This window comes from Singulisphaera rosea, assembly GCF_054877945.1.
On sequence record NZ_JBTYIP020000002.1, the window covers coordinates 813,517 to 830,047 of the forward strand.

The 16,531-nt window shown below is 65.1% G+C and carries 14 protein-coding genes; 6 read left to right on the forward strand and 8 right to left on the reverse strand.

The window, feature by feature from the left end; genetic code table 11:
- Nucleotides 1–49: 49 nt before the first annotated feature.
- The 3 genes from ACYOEI_RS06270 to ACYOEI_RS06280 all read right to left on the reverse strand — a co-directional run bounded on the left by ACYOEI_RS06270 (nt 50) and on the right by ACYOEI_RS06280 (nt 4,150).
- Nucleotides 50–1,327, reverse strand: a complete 1,278-nt coding sequence (locus ACYOEI_RS06270; RefSeq protein ID WP_462848490.1) for a glycosyltransferase family 4 protein — start codon at nt 1,325–1,327, stop codon at nt 50–52.
- A gap of 120 nt (nt 1,328–1,447) precedes the next feature.
- Entirely contained in the window at nt 1,448–3,040 is a 1,593-nt protein-coding gene (locus ACYOEI_RS06275; protein ID WP_462848491.1) for an ArnT family glycosyltransferase, read from the reverse strand.
- Between the two features lie 6 nt (nt 3,041–3,046).
- Nucleotides 3,047–4,150 (reverse strand): glycosyltransferase family 2 protein, encoded by a 1,104-nt coding sequence (locus ACYOEI_RS06280; protein WP_462848492.1) that lies wholly within the window; start codon nt 4,148–4,150, stop codon nt 3,047–3,049.
- Between the two features lie 230 nt (nt 4,151–4,380).
- Here ACYOEI_RS06280 and ACYOEI_RS06285 point away from each other — a divergent pair, with 230 nt between their 5' ends.
- Both ACYOEI_RS06285 and ACYOEI_RS06290 read left to right on the forward strand, forming a co-directional pair.
- On the forward strand, nt 4,381–5,454 hold the full coding sequence (locus ACYOEI_RS06285; RefSeq protein WP_462848493.1) for a sugar transferase: 1,074 nt from the start codon (nt 4,381–4,383) through the stop codon (nt 5,452–5,454).
- Entirely contained in the window at nt 5,451–6,464 is a 1,014-nt protein-coding gene (locus ACYOEI_RS06290) for a glycosyltransferase family 2 protein (RefSeq protein ID WP_462848494.1), read from the forward strand. Before ACYOEI_RS06285 ends, ACYOEI_RS06290 begins: the two co-directional genes overlap by 4 nt.
- 52 nt (nt 6,465–6,516) lie before the next feature.
- Here ACYOEI_RS06290 and ACYOEI_RS06295 read toward each other — a convergent pair whose 3' ends face one another.
- The gene (locus ACYOEI_RS06295) at nt 6,517–6,939 is read right to left on the reverse strand and encodes an archease (RefSeq protein WP_462848496.1); all 423 of its coding nucleotides are present in this window, start codon (nt 6,937–6,939) and stop codon (nt 6,517–6,519) included.
- Nucleotides 6,940–7,094: 155 nt separating this feature from the next.
- On the opposite strand from ACYOEI_RS06295, the gene bcp reads away from it, so the two are divergent.
- Complete coding sequence (bcp, locus tag ACYOEI_RS06300; protein ID WP_462848497.1) at nt 7,095–7,559, forward strand: thioredoxin-dependent thiol peroxidase; 465 nt, start codon at nt 7,095–7,097, stop codon at nt 7,557–7,559.
- A gap of 80 nt (nt 7,560–7,639) precedes the next feature.
- On the opposite strand, the gene ACYOEI_RS06305 is transcribed toward bcp, so the two are convergent.
- The 4 genes from ACYOEI_RS06305 to ACYOEI_RS06320 all read right to left on the reverse strand — a co-directional run bounded on the left by ACYOEI_RS06305 (nt 7,640) and on the right by ACYOEI_RS06320 (nt 12,211).
- Complete coding sequence (locus ACYOEI_RS06305; RefSeq protein ID WP_462848498.1) at nt 7,640–8,299, reverse strand: sigma-70 RNA polymerase sigma factor region 4 domain-containing protein; 660 nt, start codon at nt 8,297–8,299, stop codon at nt 7,640–7,642.
- 149 nt (nt 8,300–8,448) lie between these two features.
- The gene (locus tag ACYOEI_RS06310; protein ID WP_462848499.1) at nt 8,449–9,159 is read right to left on the reverse strand and encodes an HAD family hydrolase; all 711 of its coding nucleotides are present in this window, start codon (nt 9,157–9,159) and stop codon (nt 8,449–8,451) included.
- The gene (glmM, locus tag ACYOEI_RS06315) at nt 9,156–10,523 is read right to left on the reverse strand and encodes a phosphoglucosamine mutase (protein ID WP_462848500.1); all 1,368 of its coding nucleotides are present in this window, start codon (nt 10,521–10,523) and stop codon (nt 9,156–9,158) included. Before glmM ends, ACYOEI_RS06310 begins: the two co-directional genes overlap by 4 nt.
- A 149-nt stretch (nt 10,524–10,672) precedes the next feature.
- Nucleotides 10,673–12,211 carry a TAXI family TRAP transporter solute-binding subunit gene (locus tag ACYOEI_RS06320; RefSeq protein WP_462848501.1) on the reverse strand — a complete coding sequence of 513 codons (1,539 nt, stop codon included), beginning with the start codon at nt 12,209–12,211 and terminating at the stop codon, nt 10,673–10,675.
- A 549-nt stretch (nt 12,212–12,760) separates the two neighbouring features.
- On the opposite strand from ACYOEI_RS06320, the gene ACYOEI_RS06325 reads away from it, so the two are divergent.
- The 3 genes from ACYOEI_RS06325 to ACYOEI_RS06335 all read left to right on the forward strand — a co-directional run bounded on the left by ACYOEI_RS06325 (nt 12,761) and on the right by ACYOEI_RS06335 (nt 16,511).
- Entirely contained in the window at nt 12,761–13,870 is a 1,110-nt protein-coding gene (locus ACYOEI_RS06325; protein WP_462848503.1) for a DUF1559 family PulG-like putative transporter, read from the forward strand.
- A gap of 57 nt (nt 13,871–13,927) precedes the next feature.
- Nucleotides 13,928–14,170: a hypothetical protein gene (locus ACYOEI_RS06330; protein ID WP_462848504.1), complete on the forward strand. Its 243-nt coding sequence runs from the start codon at nt 13,928–13,930 to the stop codon at nt 14,168–14,170.
- 415 nt (nt 14,171–14,585) lie between these two features.
- The gene (locus tag ACYOEI_RS06335; RefSeq protein WP_462848505.1) at nt 14,586–16,511 is read left to right on the forward strand and encodes a CRTAC1 family protein; all 1,926 of its coding nucleotides are present in this window, start codon (nt 14,586–14,588) and stop codon (nt 16,509–16,511) included.
- The last annotated feature ends 20 nt before the right edge of the window (nt 16,512–16,531 follow it).

A 16,531-nucleotide genomic window follows, 5' to 3' on the forward strand; every position in this document is an offset into this window, starting at 1 on the left:
ACCCGGCTCTTTCTTCAGGGTCGGGTTTCAGCCGTTTGGGCGGAATCGTTCAACCGGCGATCCGGGCGAACCACCCTGACGCACTCAGGATCTTCCGGCCCATCGCCCCTTCCGTCCTGGCGAGCAGCGTGGCGAAGCGGTCGTCCCAGGTGTAGCCCTTCTGAACGAGGTTGAAGCCCGCAAGCCCGAGACGCTCGGCGTCGACCGGCGAGTCGAGCAACCGCTCGAGGGCCGCTTCGAGCCGGCCGAGGTCTCCGAACGGGACGAGGAGCCCCGTCTTCTCGTGGTCGACGACCTCGGGGACTCCGCCGGCGTCGGCCGCGACGACCGGGAGGCGATTCGCCCAGGCTTCGAGGAAGACGATCCCGAACGAGTCGGTCCGCGACGGCATCGAGAAGATGTCGATCGCGGCGAAGAAGTCGGCCCGTTGGTCGGTCGGCAAAGGTCCCAGGATCGTCAACCAGGGAGGAGTCCCGCCCGGGAATTCGGCGAGGAACCGCTCGAAGCACGGCGAGCTCGGCCCGGCCATCACCAAATGAACAGGCGCATTGGGACGAGATTCATTGATCCGAGCGACCGCGAGGACCAGGTCGTTGCTCCCCTTGTTCGGGTCGAGCGTCGCGAGGTGGCCGATCACGGCTCTCCCGGCCGGGATGCCGAAGCGCTCGCGTAAAAGCGTCCGGCTGCCGCCGATCACCTCGGCGTGCTCGACGGCCATCCCCAGCTTCAAGATTCGGGGACGGGGGATATTCCAATCCTCGACGGCCTTCGCCTCGAGCTCCGTTTGGACGACGACCACGTCGGACTCGGCCAGGAGCCGGACCTGGTGGGGCTTCGTGTAGTTGCGATTCACCGGGTCGCCGGGAGTCGCCAGATGGAGGAACGGGGTCAGGATCAACGGCGCCCCCGCCGCACGCGCCGTCTTGAGGGCAGCGTACGAGAAGTTCGTGTACGGGAAACCGACCGCGAAAACGGCGTCGTACTCGCCGCGCACCTCTTCGATCCCGGGGAGGACCGGCATATACGAGGCGACCCGGCACCTGGTCGGCCAGTGAGGAGCGTAGCTTAGGAGCCGGCGGACATAGCGCTGGAGCGGGTAGTGGTGGACCGGGAAGCGACGAACCCGGGCGCCGTCGACGCGCGACTCGCTCGGCGCGTCGACTCGTCGGCGGCTGCCGTCGGTGAAGTACCAGAGGTCGTGCGCGTTGCTCGTGAGGACGTCCACCTCGTGCCCGGCCGCGACGAAGCGCCTGACCATCGCCCGGCCGTAATTCTCGGCGCCGCCGACACAGGGGTAATAGCGGTGCGTGAACCAGGCAACCCGCATCGAGCGTGCCCTCCTTTGGCCGAAGATCTCGAAGTCTACCCAACCGACCGGCGGCGGCGTCGCCGCCGGAACTACGGACCGGCCCCTCGACCTTCCCCGGGCCGAGGGGCTTCGGGGCGATTAGCGCGTGACCTTACCGGTCGTCCGGTCTTTTCCAGTGTCCCGCGTCTTGCCGACGAGCGAAGCCGTCTTCGGGGCCCGACGATCGTAGATCCTAATCTGGACCTGCCTGGACGTGGGATGGGGAGGGAAGAGAGCCACCGGCTCGTAGCCGGCGACGAACTTCCGGATCACGTCGCTGTACCGACCGTGGCCGTTGATGTGGGCATCTCGGACGACGACCCAACGGGTGTTGGGGTCGATCACGCCCCAGTAGACCTCGTTGAATTTGAAGCCGGGCTGCTCGCTGAAGTAGAGCGACCAGTCGGTCAGGTCGAGGACCTTGCCGTGATCATGCGACTTGGTTTGCGCGATCCACTCGCCGGCGCTTCGATACGAGGTGAAGCTGTTGGCGAACGGGGTCATCGCGTGGACGTGCGGGATCGCGATCAGGCACGCCAGGATGACGGCCCAGACCGCAGGACCAAGGTGGAATCGCTCCTCGCCTCGTCCCAGCCATCGGCCGGGGATCACGATCGACTGCATCATCCACGCCAGGCCGTTCGCCGCCGCCAGGGTCAGGAGCATCCCGGGTACGAGCCCGTAGCGGAGCGTGCTGTAGCCCGTCGTGGCATAGAGCCGAATCAACCCCGCGGCCGAGGCCGTCAGGATCAAGCCGGTGAATAGCCAGATCCGCGCCCGGGACGACCAGGGACGAACCGTCACGAGCCCCACCACGACGAGAGGGAGCAAATACGTCGAGACCGAGGCCCGGAGGATCTTCAGCGAGCGCTGGGCCGCCTGACGGTAGGTCTCCAGGGCCGACTGGTCCTTAGGCAGCGGCTTGTCTCGTTCGAGTGCATCCGCATCGGCCTTCGGGGCGAGGCCGAGTAACCGAGCGACGGACGGCTTGGTCGCGACGCCCCCCTTCATCGCCATGTACGGGGCGACGAGGAGGATCGGCCCGAGCACGAGGAACGCGACCGCAGCCCACCAACGGGGCCAGTAGATCCGTGTCGTCCAGTGCAGCGGCAGGAGCAAGAGGGTCACGATCAGGGCGAGTGGCAGGAGCATTCCTTCGGGACGTGCGAGATAGGCGAGCGCTCCGAACCCGATCGTCAATGGGAGCCAGACGAATCGCCCTTCGCGGAGGAAGCGGATCCCGGCCCAGAGCCCCCAGGTCCAGAAGAGGAGGAAGGTCGTCTCGCTCAACACATTGACGGAGACATAACCCATGAGCGGCTTGCCGAGGAAGAGGAGGCATCCCACCCAGGCCGTGGTGGTGCCGTAGACCTCGAGGCCGACGAGGTAGAGCGGGATCACCAGGAGCACGCAGCCCACGATCGAGACGAACTGGGCCGCCTGCTGCCAGGAGACGGGCCCTTCGCCGCCGAGGAGGCGATGGGCCGCCGCGATCGCCATCGGATGGAGCGGGTGGTCGACCGACTTGAGCAGCCCGTCGGACCAGGCGCCTTGCTCGATCCGCTGCGCCTGGCCGATGTAGCGAAGGCCGTCGGCGAACGTAACCTCGGAGTGATAGTCCACCCAGACGAAGAGAACCGCCGCGGCGATCATCAACAATCCGACGCGGATTCCATGCTGTATCAGCGACACGCCGGTCTATCCTTTCGTGGTTGGAAAGGCACCGTGAGGTGCCCCTCGCCGCTTCCCTGCCGGTCCGATCGCCGTCGGCTGGTGGGGCTCGTCCGAGCCTGCGGGGCCGTGTGAGGCCACCGACTCGGCCAGCGCTAACACGTCGCGCCCTCGGGGCTCGACGCCCGCGCGGAAAGCCCGCGCGATCCCGGCGATCAACCGCCACGCCCGAACGTCTTCGTCCTTCCCATGGACGCCCGACAACCACCCGCGAATCGTCGCCTCCGCAAGGATCGCGACGTTCAACGCGCGGAACTGCCAATTCGGCACATGCTTGCGAAAATAGAGAAGCTTGCTGTGCCGGATGATGACCCGCATCTTGGGGGAAATCGCCCGATTTTGCAAGGGATGTAAGTGGACGACCTCGACGCCCGGGTCGTACTCGACCCGCCATCCGAGGTCGTGCGCCGACTTACAGAGGGCGACTTCTTCGTGGTAGAGGAAGAAGTCCTCATCCATCCCGCCGAGGACCGAAAGGAGCCTCGCGTTCACGAGGACGCAGGCCCCGGTAACCCAATCGACCGGGCCGGCGGAGACGCGCCAACCGGGCTGGTATTTCCGACGGTTTCGGGGTATCAACTGCTCCCGAACGGTCCTGGTCAGGCTGGGGAAGCCCCCCACGGAGGGTTGGGGCGAGTTGTCGGCGTTCCGGAGGCCGAAACCGACGATGCCGGGTGCGGACCCGGGATCGTCTTCATACCGGGCCACGCGGTCGAGGATCGCCCCGAGTCGCCCTTCCGGGACGACGACGTCGGGGTTGAGGACGAGGAGCCACGGACTGGTCGTCGACTGCCAGCCGGTATTCACGCCGACGGCAAAGCCGCCGTTGTCGCGTCGCGCGATCAGGCGGACCGAGGGGCCGAAGCTCGCGAACTCGACCGGTGCAGGGTCCTGGGACGCGTTGTCGACGACGACGACCTCGCAAGCTCCGGACGAGACTTCGGGAGTCTCGACCAGGCCCGCGACAAGCCTGCAGACGTCGGGCCAACCGTTGTAGTTGACGATCACGATCGTCAAGAGGGGGGATGTCCCCTCAGGCCGGCGAGCGTTGTCGTGACGAGTTCGTTGCACGCGAGCGACCTCTGCTGCCGGGGACGATTACGCCGGGGAACTCCCTTACAGTTTATCGAAAAGACTGGAATAAAGCGTCGGTCCGTCCGATGGAAGAGCTTGAGGGAAATACCGGAGACAGCCGCCATGGACGGCCAGCTCGCCCGGGGGTCCGCCTCGCGACATCCCGCCTGCGGGTTCGGCCTCGAACTCGTCCCTGAGCCCGAAACCGAGGGATCGGTTGGGAACCCATGAATAAACCTCTCGAATCGACCGGAGACATTCGGCCGCTCCGCCGACCGGCCACCGGGCGCGTCCTCGTCGTCGGGGCCGGCAAGGACAGCCGCCGACTGGCCCGGACCCTCGGGAATGGGCCTTGGACCGGACTCCCGATCGTCGGTTTCGTCGACGCCGCCCATCCTCGGCACTCGGGGAGTTCGGGGAGACGTCGCCAACTGGCCTTCCACCCCCGGACCAACCCCGTCCCCGTCCTCGGCGGGATCGACCGGCTCGGGGAGTTCGTCGACCGCTCGAAGGCGACGCACATCGTCGTCGCCCTCTCCGGCCGCCCCGCCTCCCGCCTCAAGTCCCGCCTCTCTCGACTCGGCCAGAGACAGGTCACCGTCCACTGGGTCACCCGCGACGGCGCCATCGCGGTCGACGCCCCCACCGACACCCCCTTCGGTGCGGACCACCCCTCTTGGCCCCTCCGCTGGAGCCGGTTCGGCAAGCGACTGGTCGACGTCGCCGCCTCGGGCTTCGGCCTGCTCCTGCTCGCCCCCCTCTTCGCCGGCGTCTCGTTGGCCATCATGGCGACCACGGGACGTCCCGTCTTCTACTCGCAGGAGCGGATCGGCCAGAGGGGCCGAATCTTCCGGATCATCAAGTTCCGGAGCATGAGGAACGACGCCGAGGGGGCGACCGGGCCGATCTGGGCCTCGGGCCAGGACACTCGCTGTACCAAGATCGGGACCTGGCTCCGGAAGACCAACATCGACGAGCTCCCCCAGCTCTTCAACGTGTTCAAAGGGGAGATGAGCCTCGTCGGCCCCCGCCCGGAACGGCCGATCTTCGTCGACCAGTTCCGAGAGACCGTCCCCGACTACGACCTCCGCCACGCGGTCCCCGGCGGCATGACGGGCTGGGCCCAGGTCCACGGCTGGCGCGGACGGACCTCGCTCCGCAAACGGGTCCAGTACGACCTCGACTACATCCAGCGCTGGTCGTTCTGGCTCGATTTCCGAGTCCTGCTGATGACGGTCCAACACGTCGTCTGGGGCAAAATCTCCTGGAACGGCGGGCCCAAGCGGAGGCCCGAGCCTTGAGCCCTCGCCCCGTCTGCTCGGTCGTCATCCCCACCTACAACGGCCGTCACCTCCTCGAGATCTGCCTCGCCAGCGTCGCACGCCATCGACCCCTGGGGATCTCCATCGAGGTGATCGTCGCGGACGACGCGTCGACGGACGACACGGTGACCTGGCTCGGGGACGCCCATCCCGACGTCAAGCTCGTGCGTCTGGAGCGTAACGGGGGCTTTTGCGCGGCGGCCAACGCGGGGATTGCCGCGGCTCGGGGCGAATACATCCAGCTTTTGAACAATGACACGGAAGTCACCGCCGGCTGGATCGAGGCCGGACTCGCCCCGTTCGACGCGTCGACGGTCGGATCCGTGGCCCCTCTGGTCCTCGTCCGATCCGACCCGTCTCGCGTGGATTCGGCGGGGGATACGTATGCGATCGTGGGGTGGCCGAGCAAACGTGGGCACGGGCAGCCGACCCGAGACTGGGAGGATCATCCCGGTGGCCGCGTCTTCGGAGCTAGCGGTTCGAGCGCGTTCTACCGCGCCGAGGCGTTGCGGAGCGTGGGGGCCTTCGACCCGTCATTCGGCTCGTATTACGAGGATGTCGACCTCGCCTTCCGGCTCCGCTGGGGGGGCTATGCGTGCGTCTTCGCCCCGGCCTGCCGGATCCTTCATGAGGTCTCGGCGAGCTATGACCACGGCCGCCCTGCCCTTCAGCGCCGGATGTCGCGGAACGCCGAGTTCCTCTTCTGGACCGACTTGCCCACCCCCTGGCTCCTCGCCGCCCTGATCCCGCACCTGGCGTTCGTCTTTGCCCAGGGAGCCTGGCGGCTGGCCCGAGGTCGGGCCCGCCCTTTCCTGCTCGGCAAGCTCGACGCCTTGAAAGAAGCGCCCAACCTCCGCAAGCGGCGTCGAGACCGGGTCGACCTCGCCCGATCCGCCCCTGGCCGTCCCCACTTCCCGATCAAGCTGGGACTCTTCGGCGACGTTCGCAACCACCTCCACCGCCCGAAAGAAGCGTCGTCGCGACGCTGATGGTGCCAAGTCGCAGGTGAGTGCTGGCGGAAGGAACGGATTCATCCCGCGATCAAATATCGAGAATCAACTCCGCGAGCCAACCTGCCTCATCCGGACGGATGCTCATCGCGTGGCGAGTGACGGCCTTGACCTCATGGTCGAGGATGTGCCGATCGCGATCGATCGCCTCTCCCCGAACCTCGGCCCGGAGGTTTGTCCCCGACTCGTCCACCCTGACCTCGAAACGCGAAAAGAGTCGATGCCGGCTCTCGCTGAGGAAGATCAGTTCATTCAGCCAAGTGGCGAGCAATTCGACAGGCTCATCCGCCGACAGGGCGATCGCCACCGACTCTCGGGGTTCCACCGCTTCGCGGTTGACCACGATATAGTCGAAGACCCCTTCGGCGGCCGTCCGGAACAGGTCGTCCCAGTCGTCGCCTCGGATCCGAAACCCGACGTCGGCGGTATGATCGAAGATTTCGATCGTCCCCATACTCACGTCTCCGCCAAGTAGTCAGTTCCGGACGAGGCTCGCCGAAAGACCCGACTTACCGAATTGCCCCGACGACCCTACAACAATACGCGAGGCGAGCGTCGGCGACTCCCTCGTCCAAGACCTCAACCTTGCCGACGATGGAGGACAGAAGGATGCTCGAACCCGGACACCCTGCGCCCGACTTCACCTTGTCCGACCAGCACGGGGCTTCGACCACCCTCTCGGCGCTGAGAGGGACGAAGGTCGTCCTCTACTTCTACCCGAAGGACGATACCCCCGGCTGCACCACCGAGGCGTGTGCGTTCCGTGACGCGAGAACCGACTACGAAAACGCCGGAGCCAAGGTGATCGGAGTCAGCCCCGACGATGCGGCATCACACAAGAAATTCGCCGAGAAGTTCGACCTACCTTTCACGCTCGTCGCCGACACCGACCACCGGGTTTGCGAAGCCTATGGGGTCTGGCAAGAGAAGAACATGTATGGCCGGAAGAGTATGGGCGTCGTGCGATCGACCTTCCTGATCGACCGCGAGGGGGTGATCCGGAAGGTCTATCCGAAAGTCAAGGTGGACGGCCATTCGGACGCCGTCCTCGAGGCCATCAGGGCTTTGGACTGATCCGCGACGAACGACTCCGGAGCGGCTCGGGCGGTCGAGGGATTGACCTCCAGGTTCGCCGGGCGGAGTCTTCGAGGGATTCAGCCCACCCGGCGCTCCTCGACGGGCTGAGTCGCCCCGTGGCCGAGGTCGAGCTCGTCGCGACGCCCGGCGAGGTGTCGCTCGAGCTTGCGGAGGGCCTTGTATTTCTCGTCGCTGACGCGGGCAACGGGGAGCGTCATGGCTTCACTGATCTCGGGGACGGTCCAGCCTCGCGTCCAGAGTTCGACGATCCGGTCCTGCCGGTCGGTCAGGACGGCTCGCCTGGCGTTCTCGAGGATCTCTCCCAACTCTTGCTGATCGCGCTGGCGTTGATCGAGGTCGCGGTCCGGGGTCAACTGGTCGTCGAGAGGTTGATACCGCTTCGAGCGCTGGACGCGCTTGCGGACCATGTCGATCGCCCTGACAAGTTCGCGACGCTCGTGGGTGTCGTCGGCGAGGACGAGGTTGAGGTCGAGTTGACCGGCACGGGCCTTGCCGAGGAGCCGGCAGCAGACCTCCTGGGTGCAATCATCCCAGAGGCCCGGGTCGAGACGCGCGTTCCGCCAGCAGACCGTGCAATAGCGTTGGATGTCGCGGACCAAGTCCGACTCGGTCGCGTGCGCGGTGAGCGCGGCCAGGCCGATGACGAGGGCCATCGCCGTCGGGCCGGCCCGCAGGGCTTTCTGCCCCTTGGGAGAGAGAAGTGCTTCGTACGCCATGAACGTCAACTCCCGCGAAATCGTCGAAGCAGTGCCGAGTGGGACACCCCGGGCTCCGACCCTGTCTGCTCATTGACCGGACGCGTTCCGCCGCGAAAATCGCCCCACGAAGAGAATGGGAGGAGGTCACACGTCGGGCCGTCCAACCATCAAGGGCGATCGTGCGGGGTCGAGGCGCGTGGCCGACGAGGCCTGACGATGTGCCACCCCCGCTGACTTGCGAGCCGTTTCAGCTTCCGATGAGGGTGTACCACGACGGCCGTGCCGACGCGCTGCAAGAGCGCCCGGTCGCTCCAATTATCCGCATACGCAACCGAATCGTCCATCGAGATTCCTCGATTGGACGACCACTGCTCGGCCCAATAGAGCTTGCCCTCGCCATAACATGGTGGACCGGAACCGATTCCGACGAGCCTCCCGCGTTCGATCACGACCGGTGTCGTGATTGTGTCGATGCAGCCGAGAAACCGCGCGAGCGGATCGATGACGATTCCAGGCGACGACGAGACGAGAACAACGGCCGTGCCGGCGGACCGGAGCTCGGCGATGTGTTCCTGCACGCCCTCATACAGCCTCGGGCGGACGAACTCCTCGAAGTTATCGCGAGCGATCGCCTCAAGCTCGACCACCGGGATCCGGGCAATGCTTCGCAGGCCGAAGGCGATCAGGCGGCCGTAGTCGAGCCGGCCGAACCGATGCTGGAGCCCGTGGTAGAGCGCCCTCAGGACAAATGAACGCTTGATCAGGCCTCGACGCCGGAGGATCCGTGCAAACAGGAACGTCGTGGTCTGGGCAAGCAGCGTCCCATCGACGTCGATGAACGCGACCGCGGGAGGGCGGTCGAACTTCGGCCAGTTCATCGCCCCGCCCCCGCGGTCACTTCTTGGCCGATCGCGTCGGCCAGGGCTCGAGCCGACTCGGCGTCCGTCGACTCGGCGATCACGCGGACGATCGGCTCGGTATTGCTCGACCGGACATGGACCCAACGATCCGGCCAATCGAGTCTCAGACCGTCGCGACGATCGGCCTTCGCGTCGGGGTAAGCGGCCGTGATCTTATCCCAGAGCATCCCGACGGCCTCGGCACTGCCGCCCGCGGTCGATGGATACTGATCCTTCACCATGGCGTACTTCGGCAACCGATCGACGAGGGCGGAGAGCGGCTCGCCCGACTCCGCGAGCAGGTCGAGCACCAGGGCCATGCCGATGAAACTGTCGCGCACGAAGCCGATGCGAGGGTCGATGACCCCGCCGTTCCCCTCGCCGCCCAGCACGGCCCCCTCGGCCTTCATGCGCTCGACGACGTGGATCTCACCGACCGGAGTGCGATGGACCGGGCAGCCGAGGGCAATCGCCAGATCCTCGGTGACCTTGGACGTCGAGAGGTTCAGGACGACCGGCCCCTTCACCTGGGCCAATCGTCTCGACGCCGCCAGGGCCAGGGTCAACTCCTCGCCGATGTAACGCCCCGTCTCGTCCACGAGTGCGAGCCGGTCGGCGTCGGGATCCTGCGCGAACCCGACCACCGCCCCCGTCGCCGGGACGATCGCGGAGAATGCCTTCAGGTTGGCCTCGGTCGGCTCGGGGGGATGGTCGTAGCGACCGTCCGGGAGGTCGCCAAGCGCCACGACGTGGCAGCCCAGCGCACGGAGCAAGGCCGAGCCGAGCCGGCCCCCCGCGCCATGGCACGAGTCGAGGACGACGACGAACTTGCGACGGCGAATCGCCGGGACGTCCACGACCTTGAGGACGTGGTTCAAGTGCGTGTGGTCGGGGTCTTCGAGAGTCCGGACCCGGCCCAACGCGTCCCAGGCCGCCCAGCCGAAGTCTCGGCGGGCGATCCGGTCGAGGACGGCCCGGCCCGCCGCGGGGGAGAGGACCATCCCTTCGGGCTGGAAGAACTTCAAGCCGTTGTACTTGGGAGGGTTGTGCGACGCCGAGATTTGGATCCCCCCGGCCGCCCCCTGGTCTCGGACCAGACGCCCGATGGTGGGCGTGGCGGTGGCCCCGACGAGGAGTGCATCGTGACCGGTGGCCGTCACGCCCGCGAGGACGGCCTGGACGAAGACGGGCGCGGAGACGCGGCCATCATGGCCGACCACGATCGGTCCGGGGGCGCACCCCGACGCATAAGCCGCCGCAAATTCGACCACGGCCGCCGGGTCAAGGCCGTCGCCGACGACCCCCCGAAGCCCCGACACGCTCGCGATTCGCGTACCGCTCACAATACCCCCCGCCTCATAGATTCATCCGTGACCGCCCCTAAACAAAGTAGAGAATCCCGCCCCTGCTCGACAAGGGCTTGAAGCCGGGTGGAATGGAGTTGGGAGGCAGGAGACGCTCCCAATGATCCTGGAGAAGCTCCACCACGCAATCAAGGGCCGATATCCTCGATGCCCCCCGCAATCGCGGTCGGGTCGAGGACCGACGTCTGTTCGACATACTCGCCCAACGCCTCGTGCCAGAGTGCCTCGGGGGAGCGCTTCTGCTTCCGTGCTTGCTTCTCGAGGCTCTCCCGCTCGTGAAGGATGAGTCGCGTCAAGTAGGTCCGCGTGTCGTTCACGTGGCTGATGAAGCCGGAGATCAGAGTCTCCCCCTCAAGGTCCCCCTCGGCGAACTTCTCGAGGGCTTCGCTCTTCAACTCGCTGAGCTCGGCCTGCAAACGGAGCAGTTCCTTCAGGTCGAGCATGGCGCCAAGCTCGAGATGGAGGGCCTGGCGTTCGATCGCCGTCACCTTCAGGAGATAGGCCTCGAACCCGAGATCCCGCTTCCTCCGATATCGCTGCCTCCACCACTGCCAGAGGAAGAACGAGCCGCCGATGACGGCACCGCCCAGGCTGGTCCCCTTCTCGAGGAAGTCGACCACATCCCCGGCCATCAGCGCCTTGTTCCGCTCGAGGTATTGGAGAGTTCCCGGATGCCATTCCATCTCGGGCGGTATCTCCAGGAGTTTGACGTCGAGGGGAGGCCGGGCGAGTTGAGCGAACCCCGGTGAGAAGACCGCGTCGAGGACGCGCAGGACAGCCCTCGGCTCGACATCGGCATTCGCGACCAGTAGGAGTCGCGTCCCGATCGTCTCGATCGGCCGGGGCGGCACGGGAGGGTCGACGTTGTAGGTGAATGGAGGGATCTCCGTCAACGCGACGTGAACCTTGTCGACCTCGACTGTGGAACCTCGAGCCTGGAAAGCCGGGACGTCGCTCCGAATCACGTCGAGGGCAAAGGCCTCGCCGAAGGTCAGCGGGACGAGACGGAAGCGATGTTTCAGAACGAGGTGGCGGGCGATCGGCGAGGGGAGTGCCGAGACCATGAACGCCGCGTCCGGGAGCTTGGCACGGTCGCCCTGCTCTTCCAACTGTCGATAGCTCAGGGTCGTGGCCGTGAAGTCGCCTTGCGCGGCCCCTGGTACGCGAGGAGATAGGCCGGCGAACGAGAGGACCTCCATCGCGAGGTTGTACGTACCGCTCCCGGCCTCGCTCACATTCACGATCTTGCCGCGAAGGGCTTCGAGGCTCCGAGAGACCTCGGCGAGATGTTCCTCTTTCACCAGCAGGTGCAACGGCTCGACGTGGAGCGTCGCGACCTGTCGGACTCGACTTCGATGGGAAGGACCGAGCCCCCCCTGCACGAGGGCCAGGTCCAACGTCCCGGCCTCGACGCGGTCGAGTGCCTCGCGCGAGCCCGACGTGCCGATGACCCGGAGACCGACCATGCGACGGCCGGCGTCGACAGCCAGTCGTTCGGCGATCTGATGCCTCAGCCCCTGGGGGCTTCCTGCACTGATGGTCAGGCGATAGGTGGGCGGCCGGTTCTCTCGCAGATAGACGACAAAGGCCGCCCCGAGTGCGGTAAGGCCCAGGAGGGCGGCCAGCCACTCACGGCCGACCTTTCGGATCCGCTTCATCGGTCGCATGCACGACGGGTCCTCATCGACTGGGCCTTCGATGCGGTCATCGGTGACCGTCCAAAGCGGTCAAGCCCCGAGGCCCATTGTTTCCCAGTCTACGCCGACTGCCGCACCACCGTCGAGTCTCCACGGCATGATCGAAATCGCGTCGAGAAGACCCTCCTCAGAACGAAAGTTCTTTCGTGCGAGCGGGATCAATATTCCCGAACATGGCCGAGGGTCTCCGACGCGATCGGCTTCTGGTGAGGATGTTTGGATTCTCAATACCATCGGAGTATCAAACCCCCGACTCCACTCCGAGTCGAGTCGAGTCGAGTCGAGTCGAGTCGAGTCGAGTCGAGTCGAGTCGTTCGGGCTTATCCTCAAGACAACCCAAGTGATCCGTCGTGCTTGAAGATCCCTGATTCCTTCATCTCCGTATCATCGAAAGATTTTTGTTATTGCTCTCATCCAGCCCGAGCATTACCTTGGAAAGCGCGAGGGTCAGTGTCTGTCTTTATTTCCCCATCGTTCGTCCGATTCGTCTGCCTCACCGGAGGTTTCATGCGGCAATGCATGCGCCGAGCTCGTGGCTTCACGCTGATTGAGCTCCTGGTGGTGATCGCGATCATCGCCATATTGATTGCCCTGCTGCTGCCGGCCGTGCAAGCGGCGCGAGAAGCCGCACGGCGTGCCCAGTGCATCAACAACCTGAAGCAATTGGGACTGGCCGTCCACAACTATGTGTCGGCCAACAATGTCTTCCCCGCACAGTCGATCAAGAACACGTCGTACTGGGCCTGGGAGCCGTCCTGGGCGGCGGCGGTCCTCCCCCACCTTGAACAACAACCGTTGTACAATGCGATCAATTTTAGCGTACCGATGCTCGACCTCGGCGGGTTCACGGGTGCGTCCTTCAGCCAGAACACCACGGTCGGGCTGACGTTCATCGCATCGCTGACGTGTCCTTCGGACAGTCTGGTCCACCCTGCGAGCTTCGCCGGTGTCCAGTATGCCCAGACGAACTACGCGGGCAATTACGGCGGCCCGGCGATGATCACCTCATGCAACGGGTTGATCGTCCCCAACAAGGGGGATAGCTTCGTCACGAGCAATAACCTGGCCCCGATCTCCCTCGCCGCCGTGACCGACGGGCTGACGAACACCGCCCTGTTCAGCGAACACCTGATCGGCTACGGGGTGGGCCTCGACAACGCGGCGACCTCGCCCGCCGTCGCCGGATCGCCGCTCGCCAAGCGCTCGCTTTTCCAGCTCTCGTCGGTCAACACGACGGTGGACGCCAACGACAACGCGACGCTCCAGAAATTCATCGGGGCGTGCAAGAGCATCCCCGCCGGGACCGCCCCCTCGAGCGACGCCGCCTTCGGCTCCGCCTGGCTCCTGGCCCAGGGCTATGACATGGCAAATACGTCGTATTCGCACGTCATGAGTCCTAACTCTTACTCCTGTACGGGAGCACAAGGCGGACTTTTCGACTTCCACGCCGACGGCGCAGGGGGAGGTTTCGCCGCCGCCATCACGGCGACGAGCAATCATCCGGGCGGGGTGAACATCGGGATGGGCGATGGTTCGGTCAAGTTCATCAAGGACACGGTCAACCCCCAGACATGGTGGGCCCTCGGGACCAGGAATCTCGGCGAAGTCATCAGCAGCGATGCCTTTTGACCGGTTGCCGACTCGAGATTTGGTGACCCGTCGCCCGTCACTTTGTGGAGTCTTCCCTTGAAACAGGTCCCTCGTTGGCCACTGGGCATCGTCTTCGCCGTCTCCCTGGTCTGCGGTTGTGGCTCGGAGGATCGCGAGACCCAGCTCAAGAAGGGCATCGCCGCGCCCAGCAACCGACTTCTCGCCAATGACCGATTCAAAGATGAACGCTTCAAGAAGATGATCGGCAAGAACGGCAAGATGCTCTGGAGGCCGGGTGTCGTGCCCAAACAATTCGCCACGGACAAGAAGAAGCCTTGAGCCTCGCAGGCTCTCGCTCACACGCGCGGTGTTCACGCAACCTCGGATCCGGTCCCGCTGTATTAGACAGGGGGATCGGATCGAGCTTCATGCCCGTCCACTCGTTCGATCGCGATAGAATCGTAGGGTCCGTCCGGCTGGGTTCTGCTTTGCGCTCATCCCACGGAGACTAGAACAATTGGCCGCTCCATTGGTAGGGTGGCCACTGCCCACCAAGGATGACGGAAAGGACGGTGGGCCATGCCCACCCTACAAAACGTTCTGGGATGACATTGTCTAACTCGGTGACCTAAGCACTGGGATCCTCGGCCGCCCAATGCCTCTCAACCCCGCACCAGCGTGGCGGCTTTACACCCCTCTCTCAGGTGTCCCGATCCCGATGCCCTGGCGTCGGCAAGGACGCGGAAAACGATCGATGCGACGTGCCCCGTTCATCACTCACCTCGTCTCCCCCCTCGGCTGGATCATTCTCGGGCTGTTGCTTTCGGGATGTGAGCAAACCGTCTCACCGAGCCCGCCGACACCGAAGACAACAGCGAGCACGTCGGTCCGCCCGGTCAGCGGCCGCGACCTGGGGTTGAGCGACCGAATGGCGTTCATGGCGTTCGCCGACGCCTATGCAACCATCCCGAAGGATCCGAGCCCGTTCCGGTTTTCGGAGATCCACGAGTCGAGCCATATCCATTTTGTGCATACCTCGGGAACGACCGAAGATCGACTCTTCCCGACCGCCTTCGGCTCCGGCGTCGCCTTCCTCGACTTCGACGGCGATGGCCGGCTCGACCTCTACTTTGCCAACGCGACTTTCCTCCCCTTGGGCAAGGCAGAAACCGGCCCGAACCGCCTCTACAAGAACCTCGGCGGGGGACAGTTTCGCGACGTCACCGAGGCCTCGGGGTTGGGATTTCGAGGCTTCTGCTCGGGCATCGTCGTCGGAGACATCGACAACGACGGCGACCCCGACGTCTTCCTTTGCAACTGCGGCCCAGGCGCCTTGTTCCTCAACAATGGCGACGGAACTTTCGCCGATATCAGCAAAGCCTCGGGCGTTGATCGTACGGCCTGGTCGTCGGGCGGAGCGATGCTCGACTACGACAACGACGGCGACCTTGACGTGTACGTGGCCAACTACGGGGAGTGGGACTACCTCAAGTCTCCCCACCACTGCGGGACCAAGGAACAACCCGTCTACTGTTCACCGGGCTCGATCCCTTCGGCCAAGCACATCCTCTACCGCAATAATGGCAATGGCACCTTCACCGACGTAACCGACGCCGCGGGCGTCGGCCGGGTCGACGGCCGAGGTTTCGGCGTGATCGCGGCCGATTTCAACCTCGATGGCCGGATCGACCTCTTCGTCGCCAACGACTTGCGGCCCAACTTCCTCTTCCTCAACAAGGGCGACGGAACCTTCGAGGATGCCACGGAGACCTCCGGAGCGGCCTACAACGCCCAGGGAACAGCCCAATCCAGTATGGGAGCCGATGCCGAGGACATTGACGGCGACGGTCGCCCCGAAATCCTCGTCACCAACTTCCAGTACGAGTACAGCACCCTGTACCAGAACCTCCCGGGGTCGGGCGCGACGACGCCTGGCGCTGTCCCACCGGTAACCTTCCTCGACCACTCGGCCAACGTCGGATTGGTCGCGGACAGCCGACCGTACGTGGGTTGGGGCTGCGCCCTCGCGGACTTCGACAATGACGGCTGGCCCGACGCCTTCGTCACGAATGGACACCTCGACAGCAACCGCAACCGGCTTGGTCCAACCCTGAGCTACCTCGAACCTCCGATGCTGCATCGTAATGTACCCGGAAGTACCACCGGATCGGGAACTCGATCCCAGACACGTCGATTCCAGCTTGCGACCAAGGACGTCGGCCCTTACTTCGCCTCGCGTCATTCCGGCCGAGGCGCCGCGTTCGGCGACTTCGATGACGACGGCGACATCGACATCATCATCAATCATCGCGATGACGCCCCGGCAGTTCTGCGCAACGACACTCCCGGCAGTTCCCGTTGGATCCGATTCAACCTCGTCGGGACCCGCAGCAATCGGGACGCGATCGGGACGCGAGTCGATGTCCAGGTCGGAGACCGCACGATCGTCCGCCAGAAGAAAGGGGGATGCAGCATGCAATCCACCAACGACCCCAGACTCCTCATCGGGCTCGGTGTTGTGGATTCGGTCGCACGCGCCGAGCTTCATTGGCCCTCCGGCACGGTCAGCACCCTGACCGGCCTCGAGACCAACACGACGTACGAAGTCGTCGAGCCTCGGCACGACGGCGGGGTTCCCGAGGTGCGCGTCGTCCCCACGAATACTCGCAAGAGCGAGTGAGGAATCTGGTCGTCGACGCT